General features: G+C 71.1%; 1 protein-coding gene. It reads right to left on the bottom strand.

Features of this window, described 5'->3' with window-relative positions; translation table 11 throughout:
* Nucleotides 1-112: 112 nt before the first annotated feature.
* The gene (locus AB0N07_RS51205; protein WP_365847882.1) at nt 113-1,306 is read right to left on the bottom strand and encodes an IS701 family transposase; all 1,194 of its coding nucleotides are present in this window, start codon (nt 1,304-1,306) and stop codon (nt 113-115) included.
* Nucleotides 1,307-1,313 lie beyond the last annotated feature (7 nt).

Raw genomic sequence — 1,313 nt, 5'->3', positions numbered from 1 at the left:
CTAGTAGTGCTTCGTTAGGTTCTGGTTCTGGTGAGGGGGCGGCCGCAGGTGGTGCAGGTGCCGTCCCAGCACCGCAGCAGGTCCTGTAACGCGTCGAGGACTTGGTAGAGGCTCACGCTGTCGTGGGGGCTTTTGGGTCGTAGCGCCGCAGGGTGAGGAAGGCCTGTGCGGCGGTGACGAGGGTGACGTGGTGGTGCCAGCCGCGCCAGGTGCGGCCCTCGAAGTGGTCCAGGCCCAGAGCGTGCTTGAGCTCGCGGTAATCGTGCTCGACGCGCCAGCGCATCTTCGCGAAACGCACCAGATCGGCGATCGGGGTGGTGGCGGGCAGGTTGCTCATCCAGTAGCCGGTGGGCTCGTCGGCTTCTTCGGGCTGCTCCACCAGCAGGGTCTGCAGCGGCAGCACGCCGTCCCACCGGCTGCGCCCGCCGGCGTGGTCCTGCGCGGTGCGGGTGGCTTCCTTGCCCGAGGGCCGCACCTGGAGCACCGCGAAGCGTGAGGTCATGGCCCCTTTGCTGCCCTGGCGCCAGGTGACGGTCTCGAAGCAGGCGTCCGCGGCGACCAGCTCATGCAGGGCGCGGGCCGGCTCGCGGTAGCGGGGCAGAGTGGGCGGCCCCAGGCCCTGGTAGGGCGGCCAATACGGAACGGCGCCGGCCGGGCGGGCGATCTCCTTGGGCTCGACGGCCATGACGTAGGACCAGCCGCGTTCCTCCAGCGCCAGGCGGAAGGAGACGCTGCGGCCGTAGCCGGCATCGGCCACGAGCACCGGCACCGACCCCAGCCAGGCCGCCAGCCTCTCCAGCAGCCCCAGGGTCAGGCGGGACTTGGTCACATGCCCGACCTCCTCGGGAACTCCCGCGGCCGTGCGCCGCGGGAGGTCGTGGGCCCATTCCTCGGGCAGGAACAGCTCCCACTCCAGCGGGCAGGAGGCGGTGTCGGTGGCCGCGTGCACGCTGACCGCGACCTGGCAGTTGGCCCGCTTGCCCAACGCCCCGCAGTACTGCCGGGCCACCCCGACCGAGGCCCGCCCGCACTTGGGAAACGACACATCGTCGATGACCCACACCGCGGGCTTGACCACCTCGACCAGCCGCTCGGCGATCCGCCGCCGCACCGGCGTCCACCGCCACGGTGACTGGTTGACGAACTGCTGCAGGGCCTGCATGTTCCCGTCCGGCAGCCGCTGGGCCATCGGCTGGATCGACTTGCGCCGCCCGTCCAGCATCAGCCCCCGCAGATAGCACTCACCTCTGGCCCGCTGATCCTTGCGCGGCACCGAGGCGAACACATCCTCCACGAACAGCCCCAACGCCGCC

Source organism: Streptomyces sp. NPDC051172 (assembly GCF_040682555.1).
In the GTDB taxonomy this organism is placed as follows: Bacteria; Actinomycetota; Actinomycetes; order Streptomycetales; family Streptomycetaceae; genus Streptomyces.
The sequence above is the reverse complement of the archived record's forward strand: the minus strand, read 5'-3'. Positions and strand labels throughout refer to the sequence as shown.